This is a genomic window from Bacillus timonensis, assembly GCF_000285535.1.
GTDB classification, from domain to species: Bacteria; Bacillota; Bacilli; order Bacillales; family Bacillaceae_L; genus Ferdinandcohnia; species Ferdinandcohnia timonensis.
Genome location: NZ_HE610986.1, coordinates 1 through 5,715, shown reverse-complemented (window position 1 = coordinate 5,715; position 5,715 = coordinate 1). Strand labels below are relative to the sequence as shown.

Sequence of the window (5,715 nt, the reverse complement as noted above, 5' to 3'; positions counted from 1 at the left end):
TATATCATCGGTTAGAGGCCACTTAAGAAGAACTTAACTTTTTAAAATTTTAGTTAATTTAAAATGCTTGATATAACATTAAACTAAATTGTGCTTACATATAATAAGCACTATACTCATTAAAATCAAAAAGCTAAGGTTTTGAAATTTGCCTCAAGTTTTTTGTGTGCTTATTACAATATTACTTATTTTTACTACTCATTCTTTTGACCAAGTTTACTGTGTGACCAAAATGTGACCAGTAAGAGTCCAAAAAGATTTAGAATTATAAATTTAGGAAATAAAAAATCCCTCAAACCCTTTTATATTAAAGGATTTGAGGGATTTAACTTTTGATGGAGTTGATGGGAATCGAACCCACGACCCTTTGCCTGCCAGGCAAATGCTCTCCCCCTGAGCTACAACCCCGTGTGAATTTTGGAAAATTATATCATGAGATTATTAGGAAAATTATATCATGAGATTATTTAATAGACAATCATCTTTTTGCATGATGATGCACTGAAGTTCATATATTTCTACTAAAAAAGTAGTAAGACAATCCTCTTTTTTAATATTATCAGCAAGAAAAAAATGGTAAAATTTGATTAAACCTAAACTGGTGGTGAGCTCGTGATTTATTTTTATGTGCTGATATCTTATTTTATTGGAACAATTATGACTGCCTATATGGTGATGAGGTTAATGAAGGGTGAGGACATACGCAAACGTGGAAGCGGGAATGTAGGTGCAAGAAATGCTGGAAGATTACTAGGAAAGAAGGGATTTTTGGTAACAGCCATTGGTGATGTTTTAAAAGGGATGGTTGTAGTTGCCGGTGCAAAATACCTTGATTTCTCTTTTGAGGTTCAGATTCTTTCATTGATTGCAGTTATCGTCGGACATATTTGGCCGATTACCCTCAAATTCAAAGGAGGAAAAGGAATTGCAACCGCAGCTGGTGGACTGGTTGTTTTAGCTTATCAACCGTTTCTAGTGTTCGCCGGAATCTTTCTTCTTTTGTTAGCGACATTGAGAAGTTTTACGTTAGCAGGTATGACAGCTTTTGTAACGGTACCATTTATTTATTGGTTTATGGATTATTCCAATCGTGAATGTATTCTTATTTTTATTGTGATTGCTTTATTACTTTATGCACATAGAGATAATCTGAAAGAAAAACTAGTGAAAAAAAACAAATAGGTGGAGTGATTCCAACGTGACATTTGTCTATAAAATAGCTCGTACAAAACAAGAATTTTCTCAAATTCATCGTTTAAATTACAAAACATTTGTTGAAGAAATACCACAACATGATAAAAATGAAGAAAAAATGTTAGTTGATAAATTTCATAATGAAAATACTTATCTAATTTGCGTGAAGGATTCCAAGTTAATAGGGATGATTGCCGTAAGAGCAAATAGGCCATTTTCATTAGATTATAAGCTTCCTAATCTTGATGAACAATTGCCGGTAAAACCGAATAATCCTTGTGAAATTCGTCTGTTGTCTGTTGAAGAAAAATATCGTAACAATGGTAAAGTGTTTTTCGGTCTTGCGCAGCTTATGTCCAATTTTTGTTTAAAGAAAGGCTATGATGTTGCTTTAATTTCGGGAACAACAAGACAAGAAAAATTATATCGACAATTAGGATTTAAACCTTTTGGATCACAAACAGGAACTGCGGATGCATCGTTTTGGCCGATGTATTTAACAAAACAAACCTTTGATGAATCCCTTGCAGGAAGAATTTTGAAAGAACCTGTCAGCTTTTTACCTGGGCCAATAAAAATCAAGGAAAGTGTAAAAACAGCACTTGGAGAGGAACCTACTTCACATCGTTCAAATGAATTTTCATTGACAATGAGTTCTGTTAGGAAGAAGCTTTGTAAAATGACAAACTCAAAGCATGTAGAAATTTTAGTAGGTTCAGGGACTCTAGCAAATGATGTGATAGCTGCTCAGTTAAGTTTAGTAGGGGGAAAGGGTTTAATCATAAGTAATGGTGAGTTTGGTTCAAGGCTTGTTGACCATGCCAATCGAGCAGGCTTACTTTTTTCTAAAATAGAAAGGGAATGGGGAGTACCTATTTCAAAAACTGAGATTCAAAAAAAACTTGAAACGCGAGAGTATTCCTGGCTTTGGGCTGTTCACAGTGAAACTTCCACTGGTATGCTTACTAACCTTGAAGAACTAAAAGAAATTTGCCTAACTTATAATGTAAAGCTATGCCTTGATTGTATCAGCACAATGGGTGTCGTTAAATTAAATTTCAAGGATATCTATTTTACATCAGGGGTTAGTGGAAAGGCAATTGGTGGTTACACGGGACTGTCATTTGTTTTCCATAATCATGAAGTGATACCAAATCAATCGATTCCAAGATATATTGATTTAGGAATGTACGCCCATAATGGCAGTATCCCATATTCGCATTCTTCAAATTTGCTTGGTGCATTGGATACAGCTTTACAAAAATATGAAAATGATGACTATTATCTTGAAATGAAATCAAGATACCAATTAATTCGTAAGTACATAGAAAGTATTGGACTAAAGATTTTAACACCTCTTGAACATTCATCACCTGCCATCATGACCGTTTTACTGCCAGAACATATTTCCTCGAAGAATTTTGGGGATGACATGGCATTGCAGGGATATTTTCTCCACTATGAGAGCAAATATTTACAAGATAAGAAATGGATCCAAATCTCTTGTCTAAGCAACCACGAAGAAAAGAAAATAGTAAAAATGCTTCATGTTTTTGAGCAATTATTAAAGCATTACATGAAAGTAGGAAAGCCTACGATTTAGAGGGCTTTCTTTTTTTATTTCAAGTTCTGCTTGTTGATTTAATAACTAAATTATCTCACTAGAAAGGTCCATACGAAACAAGGGAAGGAGAAGTTCAATTTGTCCTTACCATCGGTGATACATTATACGCCATTTAACTAACGAAGGTTTCTGCGTACAATATAAAAAATTATCAACTAATCGCTGATCCATCCTTGCGGTAAAAAGGATGGAATTTCTTCTATCCTTTTTATCCATTTTTCTTATATACTAGATTAGATTATATAAGAAATGAAGGGACATACATGAATCAACCAAAAATAAATCCTTACTTCGTATTGGCAATTGGTGCTGTAGCCGTTTCAACGTCAGCTATTTTTGTAAAATTAGCAAATGCACCCGCGCCAGTTATAGCATTCTACCGCCTATTTTTAACAGTCCTTCTGATGCTTCCTATATTTTTATGGAAATATAGGAATGAACTGCGGGTTATAACAAAAAGAGATTGGCTTTTTTCAACAATATCAGGTGTATTTTTAGCACTCCATTTTATCCTTTGGTTTGAATCACTTAACTACACATCTGTAACAAGTTCTACCGTATTAGTGACAATGCAGCCTGTATTTGCTTTTATAGGAACGTATTTTTTGTTTAAAGAAAAAATTGGTCTAGGGGCCATCTTAAGCACCTGCCTAGCTTTAGGTGGAAGTATAATTATTAGCTGGGGTGATTTCCGAGTTAGCGGGAGTGCTTTATTTGGTGACTTCTTAGCGATTATTTCCTGTATAATGGTTACTGCGTATCTTCTATTTGGGCAATCTGTAAGGAAACGACTTACACTAGTCACATATACATTTGTTGTATATAGCATTAGCACGATAACCTTGTTGTTATATGTCATTATCTTAAAATATCCACTTGGAGGATACGCTAATCAGGATTGGATGTACTTTTTACTGCTAGCAATCGTACCAACCCTACTAGGTCACAACCTTTTCAATTGGTCATTAAAATGGGTAAGTACATCTACGATTTCAGTAAGTATTCTATTTGAGCCAGTTGGTGCAGCCATTTTAGCCTATTTTGTACTGGCGGAAAATATTATTCATACACAGTTTATCGGAGGAATCATAATTGTAGTCGGTATATGGCTATACTCCGTAGGTGAAAGAAAGAAAAAACAGCAGGTTCAACTAACAGAACAAAGTATAGGATAAAGAAAAGCCATGTCTTAAATGTAGACATGGCATAATTTTTATACATATTTTCGTGTAATATAAATGGTACATAAACCGACAACAATAAGTAATGCTCCTGACAATAGTAGGTTTGTATATGGACTGGCCGTAACAGGTAACTTATTTCCTTGAACTTTTACACTCATTTCCGTAGCAAGGGTTGCAACAGTAAGTAACTTTTCTCCGCGTTCAATGATAAAATCAGAAGCAAGCATTTCTTCTGTAACCTTAAGATCAAGTAGGTACTCATCATTTGCCCGGTATAGCTCTACAAGCAGTTCCGCACCATTAAGCGAATCCTTTTCAAGAAGATTTTCATACGAGACAGCTTCCTTTACATTATCTTTCAATAGAAAGTATCGAGGCTGTAGCTCAAAGATGTCAATCATCTTATCATACATGACAAGCAAATCTTTTTGTTGTTCAGTTGATAAACCTTTTGAATTATTATAGGAAAAGTACTGCTCTAAATTAGAGCTGATAGATTTCATCTTCTCCTCGAGATTTAAATCATTAAGACTTAAAAAATGAAGGAATAGTCCATCAATCTCATCTTCTGTTAATCCTATCTCGGAAAGCATTCGCTCCGCTTCCACCAAAACCTCAGCATGATTTAAATAGAAATCAACCGTTGTTTCTAGATCTTTTATGAATAAGTAATCCTGTACAGACTCCCCGAAACCACCTAGAATATGATGTAATTCATCCTCGTTTATATTATGTTTTGTTAATAGAGTTTGAATTGACTCCGAATTAACCGGCTCTCCTAAATAAGAAACCAATTCATTTACACTCTCAAAATCCTTTAACGACAAATCATAAACTGCCAAGTAATCCTCAAGATCACTTTCAGTAAAACCAGTCGTTGCTGTGTATTTTTTTAATTCTTCAGGGGATACTTCAGCAAACACTCCTGTAGACAAAAATGAGAGCTGAAATAGAAATATAACCCCTACTAGCAAATACTTCTTCATTCCTCTTCCTCCAAGCCATTATATTCATAGGTGTAGTATTTTCAACTTTTACCAAATAATGCATGGAATTAAAACAAAAAAACTGACATCCATTCAGGATTGTCAGTAAGTTAGTGTAAATTAATAATAAAAGGAACTAGCAAAAAAGCTAAAAACGAACGCCATAATGATAGAGGACACAAAGGTAATAAAAGTGCTAACTTCGATTCTTCCCTCATTATTGCTAATTCTCAAACCTTCAATATAAACAAATGAAAATAAAAATAAACACATTGCTAATGAAAAAAACATGCCAACTGCTTGCAAAAAATCAAAAATCAAAACTTCTCCCCCTTCCTAAACAACTTTTAATAAAAATATATGAGTAAATCTAGTAAATATGCTTACAATAGTAGAGGCATGTATGGAATGATATATATTGAAATTAGAATGTAAAATAAATTATAAAAGTATTTCATCAGAAAACTATTTCTTGTATAATAATTACTATCTTTTCAAATGAAGAAATAATAGAGAAAAGAGAATAGTTTGCTGCTCTTTTTATTGTTTTAAACTTTTTTTGAAAAAAGTCTTGATAAAGAATAAAAGAGATGGTATATTATTTCTTGTCGCTAAAACGAGCGACGAAATGAAAGAGTGAGAAAAAACTTTTTTTAAAAAAGAAGTTGACACTCGAAAGTGAAAATGTTATATTGGAAAAGTCGCTTCGGGCGATGAAAGTTCTTTG

5 protein-coding genes and 1 tRNA gene are annotated in these 5,715 nt (G+C 33.6%); 3 read left to right on the top strand and 3 right to left on the bottom strand.

Annotated elements, in window-relative coordinates; genetic code table 11:
- Positions 1-336: 336 nt before the first annotated feature.
- Positions 337-408: transfer RNA gene (locus tag BTHG_RS08455), tRNA-Ala, on the bottom strand.
- 204 nt (positions 409-612) lie between these two features.
- Here BTHG_RS08455 and plsY point away from each other — a divergent pair.
- From plsY to BTHG_RS08440, 3 genes are all read left to right on the top strand, one after another.
- The gene (plsY, locus tag BTHG_RS08450) at positions 613-1,182 is read left to right on the top strand and encodes a glycerol-3-phosphate 1-O-acyltransferase PlsY (RefSeq protein ID WP_010676329.1); all 570 of its coding nucleotides are present in this window, start codon (positions 613-615) and stop codon (positions 1,180-1,182) included.
- Between the two features lie 16 nt (positions 1,183-1,198).
- Positions 1,199-2,797 carry an aminotransferase class V-fold PLP-dependent enzyme gene (locus BTHG_RS08445; RefSeq protein ID WP_010676328.1) on the top strand — a complete coding sequence of 533 codons (1,599 nt, stop codon included), beginning with the start codon at positions 1,199-1,201 and terminating at the stop codon, positions 2,795-2,797.
- 284 nt (positions 2,798-3,081) lie between these two features.
- Positions 3,082-3,993: a DMT family transporter gene (locus tag BTHG_RS08440; RefSeq protein ID WP_010676327.1), complete on the top strand. Its 912-nt coding sequence runs from the start codon at positions 3,082-3,084 to the stop codon at positions 3,991-3,993.
- Positions 3,994-4,031: 38 nt separating this feature from the next.
- Here the strand turns inward: BTHG_RS08440 and BTHG_RS08435 are convergent, their stop codons facing one another.
- Together BTHG_RS08435 and BTHG_RS08430 are read right to left on the bottom strand one after the other, a co-directional pair.
- A complete protein-coding gene (locus BTHG_RS08435; RefSeq protein ID WP_010676326.1) occupies positions 4,032-4,988 on the bottom strand; it encodes a processed acidic surface protein in 957 nt (318 codons plus the stop codon).
- 120 nt (positions 4,989-5,108) lie between these two features.
- Complete coding sequence (locus BTHG_RS08430) at positions 5,109-5,309, bottom strand: hypothetical protein (RefSeq protein WP_010676325.1); 201 nt, start codon at positions 5,307-5,309, stop codon at positions 5,109-5,111.
- Positions 5,310-5,715: the final 406 nt, after the last annotated feature.

What these genes read in the sequence shown, in the direction of transcription:
- BTHG_RS08435 (WP_010676326.1), bottom strand. Translation starts at nt 4,988, where the DNA reads ATGAAGAAGTATTTGCTAGTAGGGGTTATATTTCTATTTCAGCTCTCA.
- BTHG_RS08440 (WP_010676327.1), top strand. Translation starts at nt 3,082, where the DNA reads ATGAATCAACCAAAAATAAATCCTTACTTCGTATTGGCAATTGGTGCT.